The sequence below is a fragment of the Amycolatopsis tucumanensis genome, from assembly GCF_021654135.1.
GTDB classification, from domain to species: Bacteria; Actinomycetota; Actinomycetes; order Mycobacteriales; family Pseudonocardiaceae; genus Amycolatopsis_E; species Amycolatopsis_E tucumanensis.
Genome location: NZ_JAKGSD010000026.1, coordinates 100,070 through 116,606 on the forward strand (window position 1 = coordinate 100,070; position 16,537 = coordinate 116,606).

Below are 16,537 nucleotides of genomic sequence, written 5' to 3' on the forward strand. Positions count from 1 at the left end.
GGTGGCGGTGAACACTCAGCTCTTCCTCTGGGTCAACGATTTCGCCCGCGGCACGCCGTGGCTGCACGCGGTCGTGGTGGGGTATGCGGCCTACGGGCTGGTCGTGTTCGCGGCGCTGATGGTGGCGGGCTGGTGGTCGGCCCGCGGGCAGGCGGCCGTGCCGACGATGGCCGCCGCGATCTGGACCCCGCTGGGCATGCTCGCCGCGCTCGGCGTGAACCAGCCGGTCGCCGACCTGGTCGGCGAGGCCCGGCCCTACGCGGCGATGCCGGGTGTTCTCGTGCTGGCGCACCGCAGCACCGACCCGTCCTTCCCGAGCGACCACGCCGTGATGGCGGGCGCGGTGACCGCGGGACTGTTCCTGGTGCGGCGGAGCCTCGGCGTGATCGCCGCGGTGGCCGCGGTCGTGATGGCCTTCTCGCGGGTGTACATCGCCGCGCACTACCCCGGGGACGTGCTCGCCGGGCTCGTCCTGGGCGCCGTGGTGAGCCTGGCCGGTTACCTGGTGGTGCGGCGGCCGCTGGAGTGGCTGCTCCGCCTGGCCGAGCGCTCCCCGCTGCGGCCGCTGCTGACGACCGCCCCGCAGAAGGGCTCGGCATGACCGGAACCGGCACCACCACCCACCGGCGCGCGTTGCGGCCCCTGTACGCGGCCGGGTTCGTCACCGCCTTCGGCGCGCACAGCATCGCCGCCGGGCTGGGCGCCTACACCCACGGCCAGCACGCCTCCCTGCTCACGCTCGGGCTGCTGCTCGCCGTCTACGACGGGGCGGAGGTCGTGCTGAAACCCGTGTTCGGGTCGCTGGCCGACCGCATCGGGCCGCGCCCGGTGCTGCTGGGTGGGTTGCTGGCGTTCGCGGTCGCGTCCGCCGCGTTCGTGGTGGCGGGCAACCCGGCGCTGGTCGGGCTGACGCGCCTGGGACAGGGCGCCGCCGCCGCGGCGTTCTCGCCCGCGGCAGGGGCCTTGGTCGCCCGGCTCTCCCCGGCGAAGCGGCAGGGGCGGGCGTTCGGGGGTTACGGCGCGTGGAAGGGCCTCGGCTACACGCTCGGACCGGTGCTGGGGGGCGCGCTGATCACGGTCGGCGGGTTCACGCTGCTGTTCGCCGTTCTCGCGGGGCTGGCGGTGCTGGCCGCGCTGTGGGCGGCGCTGGCCGTCCCGGCGGTGCCGCCGTTGCCCCGCGCCCGCCAGACGGTGCTCGACCTGGCCCGCCGGCTGGGACAGGCGAACTTCCTCCGTCCCACGGCGACCCTCGCCGGGGCGACCGGGGCGTTGGCCGTCGGCGTCGGGTTCCTCCCCGTGACCGGCGCGGCCGCCGGGCTCGGGCCGCTGGCGACCGGGGCGGCGGTCTCGGTGCTGGCGGTGTGCTCCTCGCTGGTCCAGCCCTGGGCCGGACGCGCCCGCGACGCGGGCCGGCTGCGAGCGGGCACGGGCATGGCCCTCGGGCTCGCCGCGGCCGCGGCGGGGCTCACGATCGCGGCGCTGGTGCCCGGGATCGGCGGGGTCCTCGGCGCGGCGGTGGCCGTCGGCGCCGGGGTCGGTCTCGCCACCCCGCTCGGGTTCGCCCACCTGGCCGCGACGTCGCCCCCGGAACGCCTCGGCCAGACCATGGGCGCCGCCGAGGTCGGCCGCGAACTCGGCGACGCCGGGGCGCCGCTGCTGGTGGGCGCGGTGGCCGTGACGTCGTCGCTGGACGCCGGGCTGGTCACGCTGGCCGCGGTGATGGCGGTCGCCGCCGTGGCGACCGGTCTGGAGCGGCGGTCGTGAAGCCCGGCCGGCTCGCCTGCGCCCTCGCCGCGCTGGCGCTGCTCGGGCCGGCCTGCACCGCACCCACGCCTGCGCCGCCAGTCGCGCCCACACCCGCGCCGCCCGCTCCGGCGCCGGGAGCCGAGCGAGGCACGCCGGGCTGGGAGATCACCCATCCCGGTCCGGAGCACGCGATCGAGGGCTACGCCGACCGCACGAGCGCGCTGCCCGGGGACATCGTGCGGTTGTTCGTGAGCACCACGGCCGCGCGGTTCACCGTGACCGCGTTCCGCATGGGCGCCTACGCCGGCTCGGACGCGCTCCGCGTGTGGCAGTCCGCCCCGGTGCCGGGCCGTGTGCAGGCTCCGGCTGTGGTGCAGGCGCCGACGAGCACGGTGGTGGCGCCGTGGCAGCCGTCGCTGGAGGTGCCGACGCGGGGCTGGGCGCCGGGGGACTACCTGCTGCGCCTGGACGGCGACAACCAGGCCCAGCAGTACGTGCCGCTCACCGTGCGCACCCCGTCCAACGCCGGCCGGATCGTCCTCGTCAACGCGGTCACGACCTGGCAGGCCTACAACCGCTGGGGCGGCTACAGCCTCTACGACTCGCCGAGCGGCCGGAAGGCACAACGGTCCCGCGCCGTCTCGTTCGACCGGCCCTACCAGGCGCGGGACATGCGGGGCGCGGGCGATTTCCTGTACTTCGAGCTGCCGATGGCGCGGTTCGCCGAGAGCCTGGGGCTGCCGCTGGGCTACGCGACCGACGTGGACCTGCACGCCGATCCGCACCTGCTCGACGGCGCCCGCGCCGTGATCATCCTGGGCCACGACGAGTACTGGTCGAGCGCGATGCGCGCGAACGTCACCGCGGCCCGCGACCGCGGCGTGAACCTGGCGTTCCTGGGCGGCAACGAGATCTACCGGCACATCCGGTTCGCGCCGTCGGCCACCGGCCCGGACCGCGTCGAGATCGACTACAAGTCGTTCGGCGAGGATCCGGCCCGGCTGACCGATCCGCTGGAGGCCACCCCGGAGTGGCGCTCGCCGCCGTACCCGAGGCCGGAAAGCGTGCTGCTCGGCAACTTCTACCAGTGCAACCCGGTGCACGCCGACCTGGTGGCCGCCGCCGAGCAGAACTGGCTGCTGGCCGGCATCGTCCACACCGGACAGCACCTGCGCGGTCTGGTGGGCGATGAGTACGAGCGGGTGGACCTCGCGGTGCCGACGCCACGCCCGATCGAGGTCCTGTTCCACTCGCCGGTCACGTGCGGCGGGAAGCCGGACTTCGCGGACACGACGTACTACACGACCTCGTCCGGCGCGGCCGTGTTCTCCGCGGGCACCCAGTACTGGATCTGCGGCCTCGACCCGGGCTGCCCGCAGTCCGGCGGCGACGCTGCCGCGGGCGCGGCCATCCGCGCGATCACGGAACGGTTGTTGCGGGCCTACGCCGCCGGCCCCACGGGAGCCGCGCACCCGGCGGCCGACAACCTCGCCGCCCTCGGCATCCACTAGCCCGGCGCCGGTCCGGTGGCGGGCCGCTGAGAGGACGCTGAGCGCGGGGGCATCGTGAACCCGTGCGCCGCGGCGGTGCGGGGCCTAGATTGGCGCCTCGTGACCGTCCTCGCGGAGACGCCGCTGACCGGCTGGTGGCCGGTCCGCGTCCTGCTGCTGGTCGCGCTCGTGGGCGCCGGGCTGCTCGCCTGGTGGCTGCGGCGGCGCTGGGCGCGCGTCACCCTGGCCGCCGTCGCGTTCGTGCTGGCCGTCGTGAACGTGCTCGCCGCGGTCAACGCCTCCTACGGCTACTACCTCACGGTAGGGCAGGTGATCGGGCTGCCCGGGCGGGACGCCGCGTCACTACGGCAGCTCGGGCAGTCCGGCGTGCCCGGTTCGGGCAGGCTCGTCACGATCACGATCCCCGGACCGGCGTCGCATTTCGACGCGCGCCCGGCCCAGGTGTACCTCCCGCCCGCGTGGTTCGCCCGTCCCCGCCCGAAGCTGCCCGTCGTGGTGCTGCTCCACGGCACGCCCGGGGCGCCGGGCGACTGGACCGGCGGCGGCGACGCGACGACCACTCTGGACAGCTGGGCCGCCGGCCACGGTGGCAGGGCGCCGATCGTGGTGATGCCCGACATCAACGGGGAGTTCGACGCCGACAGCGAGTGCGTCGACGGCCCGGCCGGGCGGGCCGAGACCTACCTGGCCCGGGACGTGCCCGCGTTCGTCACCAGCCGGTTCTTCACCCAGCCGCCGGGCGCGCAGTGGGCGGTCGCCGGGCTGTCCGAAGGCGGCTCGTGCGCGCTCACGCTCGCCTTGCGGCACCCGGAGACCTTCGCCGCCTTCGCCGACTTCAGCGGCCTGGCCGGGCCCCGCTCCGGGGACGGCAACGACCTCGGCGACACGGTCCCCACACTGTTCGCCGGCTCCACAGTGGACTTCGAGGCGCACGAACCGGCGTGGCTGCTGGCCCACCGGCGCTACCCCGGGCTCAGCGGGTGGTTCGAGGTCGGTGACGCCGACGACGACCCGCTCGCCGCCGCCCGCACCCTGGAGCCGGCGGCCGCCCGGGCGGGGATCACGACGCGGCTGGTGGTGGTGCCCGGCGGCGGGCACGACTTCGTCCTGTGGCGCCAGGCCTTCGCCGACGCGCTGCCGTGGCTGGTGTCCCGGGTGAGCGGCTGATCCTCACCCGGCGCGGAAGGTGTCGCCGGCGAACACCAGCAGGTACGGCAGGGTCGCCCGTGCCGTCCGCCAGGTGTGGCTCAGGCCGGGTTCGACGTGCACGACGGCCCGCTGCCCGTCGGCGGTGAGCTGGCCGGCGAGGTGCCGGGCCCGGTCCAGGTCGCCGCCGTCGTGCGACCCGGCGGCGAGGAACACCGCGACCGGATCGGGGAAGTCCATGCCGGGCAGGTAGTCCCGTGGCATGTTCCGCTCGATCGCCGCGCGGTCGCCGTGGAATTCGGCCCGGATGTCGCCGGGTGTGTCGTAGGGCAGGGTCAGCAGCAGCACCCCGAACTCGCCGGTGTGGTGCAGGCCGGTGTTCAGCGCGGCGAACGCGCCGCCGGACATGCCACCCAGTGCGCGGTCCGCGCGGTCCCGGATCGTGCGGTAGCGGCTGTCGACCGCGGGCACCACGACACCGGCCAGGTAGGTCTCCAGCCGCGGACCGCCCGGGACGTCCAGCCCTTCCCAGTCGCGCTCGGGCTGCCCGGCGGTCAGGTCGACGCTCACGACGATCATCGGCGGGATCGCGGCATCCCGGTACAGCCGGTCCAGTGCGCCGGGTGCGTCGCCCGCGGTCAGCCAGTCCTGCGCGGACCCGAACGGGTACCCGTGCACGAGGTAGACCACCGGGTACGACCGCCCCGAGTTCGCGTATCCCGGCGGCAGCAGCACGTACGTGCGGCCGCTGGGGATGCCGTCGGCCGGGTCGGCGAGGTCGAACGAGTCGAGCAGGGGAGCGCTCCGGCCGGCGGGGACGGTCCGGCCGCCGGCCACCGAGCTGCTGCCGCCGCCGTCGTCGAGCAGCCGGCCAAGGGCGCGGCCGGGCGCGCCGCCGCGATCGAGGAGCACCGCCAGGTCGTGCCCGGTGCGGATGTACCCGACGTAGGTGTTGAGCCCCGTCAGGCCCGCCAGCAGCGCGCAGCACACCGCCGCGATCACGGCCCGGCGGCGCGCCCGGCGCGACCGGACGGCGAGGCCGGCCAGGACGAGTGCCGCCGCCGCGAAGCCGAGCCAGATCAGCGGCGACTCCAGCGGCCCCGTGGCGCGGCAGTAGCGGGCCACGTCGGCCGGGACGACCACATCGGTGGTCATGGCGCCGACATCCGGTAGCCGACACCCCGCAGGGTGTGGATGAGGTCCGGTCCGAGTTTGCGGCGCAGGTAGCCGATGTAGACCTCGACGATGTTCTCGTCGCCGTCGTAGTGGGCGTCCCACACATGGGTGAGGATTTCCCGTTTGCTCAGCGCCTCCCCGCGCCGCCGCAGCAGGAACTCCAGCAGCCCGAACTCGCGCGCGGTCAGCTCGACCTCCCGGTCCCCGCGGTGCACGGTCCGGGCCGCCGGGTCCAGCCGCAGGTCGCCCAGGGTGAGCACGGCAGGCCGTTCCGGTGCGCCGCGCCGCAGCAGGGCCCGCAACCGGGCGAGCAGGACGACGTAGGAGAACGGCTTGGTGAGGTAGTCGTCGGCGCCGAGGTCGAACGCGTCGGCCTCGTCGTACTCGCCGTCCTTCGCGGTCAGCACCAGCACCGGTGTCCAGATCTCGTTCTGCCGCAGGCGCTTGAGGACCTCGTACCCGGACATCCCGGGCAGCATGAGGTCCAGGACGATGACGTCGAAGCGCTGCTCCCGCGCCAGCCACAGCCCGTCCGGCCCGCTGTGCGCGACCTCGGCCGAGAACCCCTCCGCGGTCAGTCCTTTGCGGAGGGTCTCGGCGAACGCCCGCTCGTCCTCGACGACCAGCACGCGCATCAGGGTTGCCTCCTTCGTGGCAGCCGGATGCGGAATTCGGCGCCAGGGTAGGCCGGATCGGTGCTGTCCACGCACTCCGCGGAGCCGCCGTGCCGGCCGGCGATCCCCGCCACGATGGCCAGCCCGAGCCCGGCCGATCCGCCGCTGCCGGGGGCGCCGTGGTGCCGGGCGTCGTCGCGCCGCACGAACCGCTCGAAGATCCGCTCCCGATCCCGCTCGGGCACGCCGGGCCCGTCATCGCTGACCACGACCACGGCGGTGTCGCCGTCGGTGGCGGTGCGCACCCTGATCCGGCCGGCCGCGTGCTCGCACGCGTTGTCGACGAGGTTGCGCACCGCGCGGCGCAACTGGGCGGCGTTGCCGGTGACTTTCACCGGTTCGGTGCGGATCTCCACGCGGACACCGGCGGTGGCGCGGGCTCGTTCGGCCTCGGCGCGGGCGAGGTCGTCCAGGTCGACCTCGCCGGAGGGCGGGTTGTCCGTGGCGTCGTCGGTGCGCGCCAGCAGCAACAGGTCGTCCACCAGTTCGCGCAGCCGGCTGGTCTCCCGCGACACCACGGTGACCAGCTCGTCCTTGCTCATCGCGGCGGGGTGGTGCTCGGCGACCTCGAGCGCGGTGGCCATGGTGTTGACCGGGGATCGCAGCTCGTGGCTGGCGTCGGCGACGAACCTGCGCTGTGCTCCCTGGGCGGAGGCCAGCCGGTCCAGCATCGAGTTCAGTGTCACGGCGAGCCGGTGCACTTCGTCGCGGCCGGGCGGCAGCTCGACCCGGCGTTCCAGGTCCCGGGTGGTGATTTCGGAGACGGTGCGGCGCATCCGCTCCACCGGGCGCAACGCCGAGCCCACCGCGCGGTGCACGGTGAACGCCGAGATCGCCAGCAACGGCAGCGCCGCCGCGGCGAAGAGCAACGACAGGCGCGTCAGCGCGTCGGTCACCGGCGCCAGCGAGCGCGCCGACACCACGGTGTAGGGGCCGCCGGGACCGGCCACCCCGGTGGACACGAGCCGGTAGTCCTCGCCGGTCCCGTTCACCGTCACGCTCACGGTCTCCACGATCTCGTGCCCCGGCGCCGGCCGCACCGGCGTCAGGGGCGGCAGCCCGGCCAGCGCCGGGTCCGCCGTGACCACCCGCCCCTGCGCGTCGAGGACCTGCAGCACCGAGGCCGAATCCCCGCTGCCCGCGACGTCGGCGCCGGTCAGGTCACGGGTCCCTTCCCGCGCGATCTCGTGCACGACCTGGTGTCCCGCGCTGCGGGCGTCCTCGGTCGTGGACTTCTCCAGGGACCAGCCCAGCAGCAGCACGACTCCGGCTCCCGCCACCACGATCGCCGCGGCGACGACGGCCACCGCCACCACCGTGGTCCGGGTGCGGACACCGAGACGGGACAGGAGGTGCGCCATGCCAGCAGGGTAGGGAAAGCCGGTCACCACCGCGCCCCGCCACGGGCGGCGCGCAGCCGTTCCCGCCGCAGCTCGTCCACCTCGGGCAGCGGCAGGTCCGCCGGCGGCGAACCGGTCACCCAGCCGATGAGCAGATCGGCCAGCGCGGGATTGCGCGCCAGGGCCGGGCCGTGCAGGTAGGTCGCGAGGACGTGACCGGTGACCGCGCCGTCGGTGCCGTCCCCGTTCCCGGTCCCCGTGCGCACCCGGCCCAGTGGCCGGCTGCCGGGGCCCACCGTCGTGACCCCGAGGTGGTTCTCGAACCCGGTCAGCGGTCCCGCGGGGGTGTCCACGACGATCTCGCCGACCGCGCGCCGCTTCCCCGGGCCGGTCACCACGTCGAGCAGGCCGAGCCCGTCGTGGCGGCGGCCGTCGCCGGTGCGGAACGACGTACCCAGCACCTGCAGCCCGGCGCAGACCGCGAACACCACCGCACCCCGCGCGGCCGCCCGCCGCAAGCCCGCGTGCTCGCGCAGATGGTCGGCCGCCAGCTCCTGCCCCTCGTCCTCCCCGCCGCCGAGCAGGTACACGTCGAGGCTGTCCGGCACCGGGTCGCCGTAGTGGACCTCCACGACGTCGGCCGGCACGCCACGCCACCGCATGCGCTGGCGCAGGACCACCGCGTTGCCCGAATCGCCGTAGGTGCCCAGCACGTCCGGCAGGACGAGCCCGATCCGCACCGCCGAGTCAGCCATCGGCGCTCCGCGGTGCCAGTTGCCGGAAGGCGGTGTAGTTCGCGACCAGCTCGACCGGGCCGGGATCGAGCGCGGCCACGCCGCGCACCGGGTCGGGACACCGGAGGTGCGCCACACCGGCGTAGGTCAGGCGCACCGCCAGGTCCGCCGAGCGTTCCCCGGCCGCCACCACCGGGCGGCCGCGCAACCGCTCGAACGGCACGTCCCACAGCCACGACAGGTCGCGCCCGTCCGCCTCGCGCCCGTTGACGGCGATGACGACCGGCGCCCGGTCGTCCAGCAGCGGCAGGGTTTCGCGCCACCCGGCGGGGTTCTTCGCGAGCAGCAGCCGCACCGGGTGCCCGCCGAGGACGGTTCGCCGGTACCGCCCCGCGACCTCGGTGATCGTGGTCAGGCGGGCACCGGCCACGCCGGGATCCACGCCCAGCAGCGCGGCCGCCGCGACGGCCATGACCGCGTTCGACGCGTTGGCCCGGCCCGGCAGCCGGAGCTCCAGCGGAACCGTCCGGCCCCCGGCGTCCACGGCCTGGTCGCCGGCGAGCACCCAGTCCGGGCGCGGCCGCGCGAGCCCGCACCGGCAGCGCCAGGCGGGACCGTCGTGGTGGATCGGCCGTCCGCACCGTCCACACGCGAGCGCGTCCGCGGTCCAGCAACCGCCCGTGCTCACCCAGACCGGCCGGGCCGAGGCCGTCGCGGCGGAGGTGGCCAGCGGGTCGTCGCAGTTGGCGACCACGGCGGTGCCCGGCAGCGCGCCGATGGCCTCCCGCAGGCCGCGCTCGACCGTCCGCACCTCGCCGACGCGGTCGAGCTGGTCGCGGCTGAGGTTGAGCAGCACCAGGCATGCCGGCCGCAGCCGCTGCGCCACCTCGGCCACGTAGTTCTCGTCGACCTCCAGGACCGCGAGCGGCGCGTCCGGACGGTCCACCAGGGCCGTGATCACCCCGTCCGGCATGTTCGCGCCGTCGCGGTTCGCCGCGACCGCGCCCAGCGGCTCCAGGATCCGGGTCAGCATCGACGCGGTGGTGGTCTTGCCGTTCGTGCCGGTCACCAGGACGACGGTGCGGTGACGGCCGAGATGGCGCAGGGCGTCCGGGTCCAGCGCGGCGGCGATCCGGCCGCCGACGACTCCGCCCGCTCCCAGCCCGAGGCGGCGGGATCCGCCGGCTGCCGTCCGTCCGAGTGCGACCGCCACCCGGGCGCGCCGGGGCAGCCGGGGCGCGGTCCGGGCTCGCCGTTCGTCCAGGACCGGGGAACCCAGGGGCACGGGCGATCTCCTTCGAGGCGGGGTCGGCTCGGCCCCACTGTGCGCCGCGGATGCTGTGCGGACCCTGAGAACGGGGTCCTCACGCCCGCGGCCAGACCGCTTCCGGGTCACTCTAGGCCCGGCTTCCTGAGTGGACGCTGAACGCTGTCTTGCCTGGTAGGGGCGTCGGAACCCGGGTGGAACGCGGTTAGATTGAGCGCGTGCACGCCTCCACGATCCGCATCGACACGCTCCCGTTCGTCCTCGTCGTGGCGGTCGTGGCGCTCGGCTGCGCCGCCGCGGTGCCGTGGGCCTGGGACCGCTGGCGCCGTCGCGTCGCCGGCCGGGTCGCCACCACCGTCGTGGCGGTGGTGGCGGTGGTGCTCGCGTGCGGATCGGCCGTGAACGCGGCGGGCAGCTTCTACCCGACGCTCGGGTCGTTGCTGGGCACCTCGCCGGACCCGGCCGAGGGCACGGTCGCCGAGGCCGGGCCGGACGGGCGCGACCTCGGGCGCGCACCGGGCACGGCGAGCGCTCGCGCGGGCAACGCGCTCGGGTCGCTGGTGCACCTCACCGTGACCGGCAAGCGCACCGGACTGACCCGGGACGTCGACGTCTACCTGCCCGCGGTGTACACCGCGCCGGACTGGGCGGGCTTCCGGTTCCCCGTCGTCGAGTGGATCCCGCACTTCCCGGGCGAGCCCCGCCAGGTCGCCACCCTCTACGGCCTGCCCGGGCAGCTCGACGACGCCATCGCCGCCCACCGGCTGCCCCCGGTCGTGGTGATCGTGCCTGACCCCAACGGAGAACCGCGGCTGACCCACGACTCGGAGTGCGTGGACGCGGCGGGCGGGCCGGCCGACGACACCTACCTGTCGGCCGACCTGCGGTCGTGGGCGGTCGACCACCTGCGGGTCCGCGGCGACCGCGAGGGCTGGGCCACGGCCGGGTGGTCCTCGGGCGGCTACTGCGCGCTGGACCTCGCGGCCCGGCACCCGCAGTGGTACGCGAGCGCGGTCAGCATGAACGGCTACGACGCCACCCCGCACGACGCCGAGACCGGCGACCTGTTCCACGGGCGCGAGGACCTGCGCCGCGCCAACGACGTCTCCGCGGTGCTGCGCGACCACCCGGCCCCGCTGCGGCTGCTCGTCACCGCGGACGCCGCCGCGGGCGACGAGTGCGCAGCCCTGCGGCGCCTGGAGGCCGCCGCGACGCCACCGGCGGAACTGACCGCCTGGATGCTGCCGATCGCCGGCCACAACCTCGCCGCCGTTCGCGCCGAGCTGCCCGCCGTGCTGGACTGGCTCGACACCCAGCTGGGCAACCCCGTCGCAGGGTCCGGCCCGGGTGACGTCCAGCAGTACGCGGGCGGCATCCCGGCATGGCCCCTGCCCGACACCGGAACTCCCGGAGCGCTCCATGGCACCGACACCAGTCTCTGACCCCGTGATCCGGCGGCCCGTGCCGCGGTGGCGGTCCAAGGCGGGCGGTGTGGTCGCCACCGTCGTCCAGCTCGGCGCGGTGGCGTCGGTGGCGCTGCTGGTGTCCGGCGGGAACCACGACTTCTACCGCTGGACCGTCGGGCTGTTCTCCCTGATCAACATCCCGGCCGACGCGAACATCTTCATCGCGCTCGTCCTCGCCGTGCTGGGGGCGGCACTGCGGCGGCGCAAGCGCGCCGCGCTGAACACGCTCATCCTGTTCCAGGTCGCCGGGCTGCTCATGGACGTGGCGTTCCAGATGGTTCTGCTGTGGGCACCGCACGTGCTGGTGCTGCCGCGCCGCGCGCCCGAGCACCTGCCGGCCACCCTGTGGGCGCTGACCGGCGCCGAGATCGCCGCGGTCGCCCTGATCGCCCTGCTGCTGGCGCTGCGCCCGGCCTTCCCGGCGCGGCTGGCGCCGGGCGCGTGGAAGCACGCGCTGGGAGTCGCGCTGGCCGGGTTCGGCGCGACGATCCTGCTCGGCTGGGGCCTGCTCGCCGTCTTCCCCGGCACCCTGACCGGTCTCGGCGACGCCTTCGCCTGGGCGGTCAACCACGCGACCGGCGAGCTCCTCCAGCTCAGGCGGCTCGGCGTGCGGGAAGGACCGGCCTGGATCGACGCCCTCCTCGACGTCGGCGCCACGCTCTCCGCGGTCGCGACCCTGTGGGTGTTCTTCCGCGGCGTGCGCGGGCAGCAGCGCCGCACCGACGACGACGAGCTGCGCCTGCGCGCCCTGCTGGCCGAGCACGGCGAGGACGACTCGCTCGGCTACTTCGCCACCCGCCGGGACAAGTCGGTCGTCTTCGACCCGAGCGGCCGGGCGGCGGTGACCTACCGGGTGCTGGGCGGGACCAGCATCGCCAGCGCGGACCCGGTCGGCGATCCGGACGCCTGGCCGCAGGCCATCGGGGCCTGGCTTGCCGAGTCGCGGACCTACGGCTGGGCCACCGGGGTGCTGGGCGCGAGCGAACGCGGCGCCCGGGCCTACGTGCGCGCCGGCCTGAAGGCGCTGGAACTAGGCGACGAGGCGGTCCTCGACGTCCGCGACTTCAGCCTCGCCGGCCCGCAGCGCCGGTCGGTGCGTCAGGCCGCGCGCCGCATCGAGCGCGCCGGGTACACCGCGCGGATCCGCCGCCACGCCGACATCCCGCGGTCCGAAATGGACGACCTCCTCGCGCACGCCCAACGGTGGCGGGACGCGCGGACCGAACGCGGCTTCTCGATGGCGCTGTCCCGGCTCGGCGACCCCGCGGACGGCCGGTGCGTGATGGTGGAGGCCTTCGACGCGCAGGGGAACCTGCGCGGCCTGCTGTCGTTCGTGCCGTGGGGACGGCGCGGCCTGTCGCTGGATCTGATGCGCCGCGACCGCGAGGCCGAGAACGGGCTCAACGAGTACCTGATCGTGCAACTCGTCCGGGCCGCCGGGGAGCTGGGCGTGCAGCGCATCTCGCTGAACTTCGCCATGTTCCGCGCCGTGTTCGCCGCCGGTGAGCGGATCGGCGCCGGGCCGGTGCTGCGCGCCTGGCGCGCGCTGCTGGGCCTGGCGTCCCGGTTCTTCCAGCTCGAATCGCTGTACCGGTCCAACGCCAAGTACGGACCGGACTGGGAACCGCGCTTCCTCTGCTACAGCTCGGCGCGGCGGCTCGGCCGCATCGGCCTGGTCGCCGGCGCGCTGGAGGGTTTCCTGCCCGCGGGTGTGGGAGCGGGGCGCCGCGCCATCTCCTCCGACGCCGTCGACGAGGCGTTCCTGGCGCGCCTGCGCGAGATCGAGGCGGTCCGCCCGCAGCCGCGCCTGGTGCGCCGCCCCGAGCAGGTGCGCGTCCGGATCGCCAAGCTCGGCCGCCTGCGCGAGTCGGGGATCGACCCCTACCCGGCCTGCTTCGACCGCGACACCTCCCTCGCCGCGGTGCGCAGGGAGTTCGGCGGCCTGCCGCCGGACACCCACACCGGCCGCAAGGTGCGTGTCGCGGGACGGGTGACGGCGATCCGGGACCTCGGCGGCGTGTGCTTCGCGCGAATCCAGGACGGCGATTCCCACCTCCAGCTGGTCCTCGGCGACGATCCACTGTGGCGGGACGGGGTCGATCTGGGCGACCACGTCGGCGCGACGGGCGAGGTGATGACTTCGCGGCGGGGCGAGCTGTCGGTGATGGTGTCGGACTGGACGGTGACGGCGAAGTGCCTGCACCCGTTGCCGGACAAGCGGAAGGGTCTCACCGACCCGGAGACGCGGGTGCGGCAGCGGTACCTGGACCTGATCGTCAACCCGGCCGCGGCGGACATGCTGCGGTTGCGCAGCGCGGTGGTGCGCTCGGTGCGTGACGGGTTGCAGGCAGGCGGTTTTCTCGAGGTCGAGACCCCGATGCTGCAGGCGGTGCACGGCGGGGCGAACGCGCGGCCGTTCGTCACCCACATCAACGCCTACGACCAGCGCATGTACCTGCGGATCGCGCCGGAGCTCTACCTGAAACGGTTGTGCGTGGCCGGTGTGGAGAAGGTGTTCGAGCTCAACCGCAACTTCCGCAACGAGGGGGTGGACGCCACCCACAACCCCGAGTTCACGATGCTGGAGGCCTACCAGGCCTACGCCGACTACGAGACGATGCGGGGGCTCGCGCGGTCGCTGATCCAGGACGCCGCCGTCGCCGCCTGCGGCGCGCCGGTGGCGCGCCGCCCGGACCTGGGCGAGGTCGACCTCTCCGGCGACTGGCCGGTCGTCGGCGTGTACGAGGCGGTGTCCCGTGCGCTCGGCGAGACCGTCACTCCCGGCACCTCGGCGGACGATCTGCGCCGCTGGTGCCGGGCGGCCGGGGTGCCGGCCGACGACGGGGCGGGGCACGGCGACCTCGTCGGGAAGGCGTTCGAGCACCTGGTCGAGCCGGCCACGGTCGAGCCGACGTTCTACACCGACTACCCGGCCGAGACCTCGCCGCTGACGCGCCCCCACCGCCGCGATCCCCGCCTCGCCGAACGGTGGGACCTGATCGCCTTCGGCGCGGAGATCGGCACCGCCTACACCGAGCTGACCGATCCGCTGGAGCAGCGCCGGCGCCTGGAGGCGCAGTCGCTGCGGGCTGCCAGCGGCGACATCGAGGCGATGGAACTCGACGAGGATTTCCTGCTGGCGCTCGAGTACGGGATGCCGCCCACCGGCGGGCTCGGCATCGGGATCGACCGCCTGGTCATGATGCTGACCGGGGCCTCGATCCGGCAGAGCCTGGCGTTCCCGTTCGCCCGGCCGGGCCCGCGTCCGTGAGGTGGCTGGGGTCAGGGCAGGAACAGGGTGGAGTCGCCGAATTCGTGCCACAGGTAGTGGTGTTCGAGCGCCGCGTCGTAGGCCGCTGTGACCAGGGGGCGTCCGGCGACCGCGGCGAGCAGTCCGAGGTGGCTGGCCTCGGGCGCGTGCAGGCCGGTGACCAGCCCGGTCACCACCCGCGGTGGCCGTGCGGGCCCGAGCACCAGCTCGGTCCACCCGGTCGCCGCGTGCATTGCGCCGCCGGGTTCGGCGGCGCTCTCCAGCGCCCGGACGACGGTGGTGCCGACCGCGATCACCCGCCGGCCGGCGGAGCGCGTCAGCTCGACCAGCCGCGCGGTCGCCTCGGGCACGGTGAACCGTTCGGCGGCCGGTGGTTCGTGCAGTTCCGGGCTGGAGACCCCGGCGTGCAGGACGATCGGGGCGACGACGACGCCGCGGGCGATCAGGCGCACCAGCAGCGGCGCGGTGAACGGGCGCCCGGCGCTGGCCATCTCGGCGCTGCCCGGCTCGGTCGCGTACACGTTCTGGTAGTCCCGAAGCGGGAACCGCCCGGCGAGGTAGCCGTAGCCGATCGGGCGGCCGTGCCGGGCCAGGTAGTCCCGTACGGGCACCTCGGGCGTGACCGCCGCGCGCCAGAGCCGTGCGCTGGTGAACGGCTCGACGAGCGTCAGGATGACCCCGCCGGGCAGGCGCATCCGCTCGCCCGGGTGCACCGAAAGGTCCGGGCCGCTGCCGTCCGCGAGCCGCACCTCGACCACCCAGCCGCCGTCGTCCAGGGTCGTCGAGAGGTGCACGGGCGCCGGATTTCCGTTGCTGCGCACCGCATCCAGGGCGGCCGGCACCGTGGCGGAGGTGTTGACCACGACGAGGTCCCCCGGCTCGACGAGGTCCGGCAGGTCGAGGAACCGGTGGTGTTCGATCCGGCCCGGCCGGGCGACGAGCAGCCGCACCGCGTCGCGCGGCACGCCCCGGCGTTCCGGCGGCGCCGTCGCCTCGCTGTCCGGCGGCAGCGTGAAGGGGATGGTCACGGCAGGATGTCCCGTGCCACGTAGCGCCCGCTCGGCAGGTCGCCCTCGGCGAGCCGCAGCAGCGCGGGCACGACCGTCTCCGGCGATGGCCGGTCGGAGACGTCCTCGCCGGGGAACGCCTGCTGCTGCAGGTCGGTGTTCATGTCGCCCGGGTCGCAGGCGTAGACGCGGACGTCCGGCTCCTCGGCGGCGAGGACGGCGGTGAGCTGGTCCAGGGCGGCTTTGGCCGAGCCGTAGCCGCCCCAGCCCGCGTACGGTTCGACGGCGGCGTCCGAGCTGATGTCGATGATGCGGCCGCGGCGGCGGCGCAGGCCTGGCAGCAGCAGTTGGATCAGCGCCAGGGGAGCGATCGTGTCGATGGCGTAGACGCGTTCCAGTTCGGCGAGCGGGTAGTCGGCCAGCGGCGGCTGCGGGCTGGGGCCGAGCGCGCTCGCGTTGTTGACCAGTAGGTCCACCCCGTCCGGAGCGGCCTCGGCGAGGGTCGCCCGGTGCCCGGGGTCGGCGACGTCGCCCGCGATCGTGGTGACGCCGGAAACGCCGGCGAGCGTGCGCTCGAGCCGGTCCCCGTCGCGCGCGTCCGCGATCACCCGCCAGCCGCGCCGCGCGAGCGCTCCGGTCAGGGCGAGTCCGAGCCCGCGGGAGGCTCCGGTGACGACCGCGGTTCTGTCGTGTGCCATGTCGTCAGCATGAAACCTCCAGTTACCTGGAGGTCAAGGGAAAACTCCGCGCGCATCGCGGGGCGCTGACCGGGTCTTCGCGCGTTGTGCTCGAACTCGGCACAGCCGACGTCGTCGACGCCGCGCGATCGCGGCCTGCCCGTCACCGTGGTCTGGCCGCGAGGCGCCCGCGGAGAATGACCGGTCCGGCAGGCAATGTGCCGGCCAGACGGGTCATCGAGCGCCCAGGTGATCTGGCACTCCGCGCCGGGGAGCGACCGACCGCATGGTCAGGGAGTCGATCTCGCAGATCGACGGCGGCGGGAAGACCGGTCGGCGGAGCAGTCGCTCATCGGCCTGCCCGCAGCTCGGCGAGGATCTTCTCGGCGTGGTCGGCGCGGACCTTGCGGTCGGCGACCAGCCGCGCGACGACCGCGGGCACTTCCGCGGGGGTGGCGCCGACGGTGGTGGCGATGTTGCGGGCGTGCAGCGACATGTGCCCGCGCTGGATGCCCTCGGTGG

13 protein-coding genes are annotated in these 16,537 nt (G+C 74.9%); 6 read left to right on the top strand and 7 right to left on the bottom strand.

What is annotated here, in order from left to right:
• The first annotated feature begins 7 nt into the window (after positions 1-7).
• The 4 genes from L2C96_RS24580 to L2C96_RS24595 all read left to right on the top strand — a co-directional run bounded on the left by L2C96_RS24580 (position 8) and on the right by L2C96_RS24595 (position 4,424).
• Positions 8-601: a phosphatase PAP2 family protein gene (locus tag L2C96_RS24580; protein WP_237337957.1), complete on the top strand. Its 594-nt coding sequence runs from the start codon at positions 8-10 to the stop codon at positions 599-601.
• Positions 598-1,764: an MFS transporter gene (locus tag L2C96_RS24585; protein WP_237337958.1), complete on the top strand. Its 1,167-nt coding sequence runs from the start codon at positions 598-600 to the stop codon at positions 1,762-1,764. The genes L2C96_RS24580 and L2C96_RS24585 overlap by 4 nt, the downstream gene beginning before the upstream one ends.
• Entirely contained in the window at positions 1,761-3,257 is a 1,497-nt protein-coding gene (locus tag L2C96_RS24590; RefSeq protein ID WP_237337959.1) for a N,N-dimethylformamidase beta subunit family domain-containing protein, read from the top strand. Before L2C96_RS24585 ends, L2C96_RS24590 begins: the two co-directional genes overlap by 4 nt.
• 99 nt (positions 3,258-3,356) lie before the next feature.
• The gene (locus tag L2C96_RS24595; protein WP_237337960.1) at positions 3,357-4,424 is read left to right on the top strand and encodes an alpha/beta hydrolase; all 1,068 of its coding nucleotides are present in this window, start codon (positions 3,357-3,359) and stop codon (positions 4,422-4,424) included.
• 3 nt (positions 4,425-4,427) lie between these two features.
• Here L2C96_RS24595 and L2C96_RS24600 read toward each other — a convergent pair whose 3' ends face one another.
• From L2C96_RS24600 to L2C96_RS24620, 5 genes are read right to left on the bottom strand one after another with little or no spacing between them, the layout of a single operon-like run.
• Entirely contained in the window at positions 4,428-5,558 is a 1,131-nt protein-coding gene (locus L2C96_RS24600; protein WP_237337961.1) for an alpha/beta hydrolase, read from the bottom strand.
• Positions 5,555-6,214 (bottom strand): response regulator transcription factor, encoded by a 660-nt coding sequence (locus tag L2C96_RS24605; RefSeq protein WP_027929288.1) that lies wholly within the window; start codon positions 6,212-6,214, stop codon positions 5,555-5,557. The genes L2C96_RS24600 and L2C96_RS24605 overlap by 4 nt, the downstream gene beginning before the upstream one ends.
• A complete protein-coding gene (locus L2C96_RS24610) occupies positions 6,214-7,614 on the bottom strand; it encodes a sensor histidine kinase (RefSeq protein WP_237337962.1) in 1,401 nt (466 codons plus the stop codon). Before L2C96_RS24610 ends, L2C96_RS24605 begins: the two co-directional genes overlap by 1 nt.
• A gap of 23 nt (positions 7,615-7,637) precedes the next feature.
• Positions 7,638-8,348, bottom strand: a complete 711-nt coding sequence (locus L2C96_RS24615; protein WP_237337963.1) for a type 1 glutamine amidotransferase — start codon at positions 8,346-8,348, stop codon at positions 7,638-7,640.
• The gene (locus L2C96_RS24620) at positions 8,341-9,612 is read right to left on the bottom strand and encodes a MurT ligase domain-containing protein (RefSeq protein WP_237337964.1); all 1,272 of its coding nucleotides are present in this window, start codon (positions 9,610-9,612) and stop codon (positions 8,341-8,343) included. The genes L2C96_RS24615 and L2C96_RS24620 overlap by 8 nt, the downstream gene beginning before the upstream one ends.
• Positions 9,613-9,812: 200 nt before the next feature.
• On the opposite strand from L2C96_RS24620, the gene L2C96_RS24625 reads away from it, so the two are divergent.
• Complete coding sequence (locus tag L2C96_RS24625) at positions 9,813-11,036, top strand: alpha/beta hydrolase-fold protein (protein WP_237337965.1); 1,224 nt, start codon at positions 9,813-9,815, stop codon at positions 11,034-11,036.
• The gene (gene lysX, locus L2C96_RS24630) at positions 11,014-14,331 is read left to right on the top strand and encodes a bifunctional lysylphosphatidylglycerol synthetase/lysine--tRNA ligase LysX (RefSeq protein ID WP_237337966.1); all 3,318 of its coding nucleotides are present in this window, start codon (positions 11,014-11,016) and stop codon (positions 14,329-14,331) included. The genes L2C96_RS24625 and lysX overlap by 23 nt, the downstream gene beginning before the upstream one ends.
• A gap of 11 nt (positions 14,332-14,342) precedes the next feature.
• Here the strand turns inward: lysX and L2C96_RS24635 are convergent, their stop codons facing one another.
• Positions 14,343-15,359, bottom strand: coding sequence for an S-adenosylmethionine:tRNA ribosyltransferase-isomerase (locus tag L2C96_RS24635; RefSeq protein ID WP_237337967.1), 1,017 nt, complete (start codon positions 15,357-15,359; stop codon positions 14,343-14,345).
• Entirely contained in the window at positions 15,356-16,036 is a 681-nt protein-coding gene (locus L2C96_RS24640; RefSeq protein ID WP_237337968.1) for an SDR family NAD(P)-dependent oxidoreductase, read from the bottom strand. The genes L2C96_RS24635 and L2C96_RS24640 overlap by 4 nt, the downstream gene beginning before the upstream one ends.
• Positions 16,037-16,537: the final 501 nt, after the last annotated feature.

What these genes read in the sequence shown, in the direction of transcription:
- L2C96_RS24585 (WP_237337958.1), top strand. Translation starts at nt 598, where the DNA reads ATGACCGGAACCGGCACCACCACCCACCGGCGCGCGTTGCGGCCCCTG.
- L2C96_RS24600 (WP_237337961.1), bottom strand. Translation starts at nt 5,558, where the DNA reads ATGACCACCGATGTGGTCGTCCCGGCCGACGTGGCCCGCTACTGCCGC.
- L2C96_RS24605 (WP_027929288.1), bottom strand. Translation starts at nt 6,214, where the DNA reads ATGCGCGTGCTGGTCGTCGAGGACGAGCGGGCGTTCGCCGAGACCCTC.
- L2C96_RS24610 (WP_237337962.1), bottom strand. Translation starts at nt 7,614, where the DNA reads ATGGCGCACCTCCTGTCCCGTCTCGGTGTCCGCACCCGGACCACGGTG.
- L2C96_RS24615 (WP_237337963.1), bottom strand. Translation starts at nt 8,348, where the DNA reads ATGGCTGACTCGGCGGTGCGGATCGGGCTCGTCCTGCCGGACGTGCTG.
- lysX (WP_237337966.1), top strand. Translation starts at nt 11,014, where the DNA reads ATGGCACCGACACCAGTCTCTGACCCCGTGATCCGGCGGCCCGTGCCG.
- L2C96_RS24640 (WP_237337968.1), bottom strand. Translation starts at nt 16,036, where the DNA reads ATGGCACACGACAGAACCGCGGTCGTCACCGGAGCCTCCCGCGGGCTC.